Raw genomic sequence first — 204 nt, forward strand, 5'->3', positions numbered from 1 at the left:
CCGTACCGACCGCGGTGCGGGGTGAAAGCCCGGACAGTATCCACCGGGCCCGCGAGGCGACCCGCGCATTCACCGACAACCTCACCCCAGTGCCGGATCCGGAGCGCGCGGACGCCTTCCTCCTGGTGGTCTCCGAACTCGCCACCAACGCACTGCGCCACGGCGGTGGCCGGTACACCCTCCAACTCTTTGCCGGCCCGGACA

At 70.6% G+C, this 204-nt stretch carries 1 protein-coding gene; it reads left to right on the plus strand.

What is annotated here, in order from left to right:
• Nucleotides 1–14 precede the first annotated feature (14 nt).
• A partial coding sequence (locus IF67_RS0138595; protein WP_420708744.1) for an ATP-binding protein occupies nucleotides 15–204 on the plus strand: 190 nt, incomplete at its 3' end.

It is taken from the genome of Streptomyces sp. NRRL S-1813 (assembly GCF_000719605.1).
Taxonomy (GTDB): domain Bacteria; phylum Actinomycetota; class Actinomycetes; order Streptomycetales; family Streptomycetaceae; genus Streptomyces; species Streptomyces decoyicus.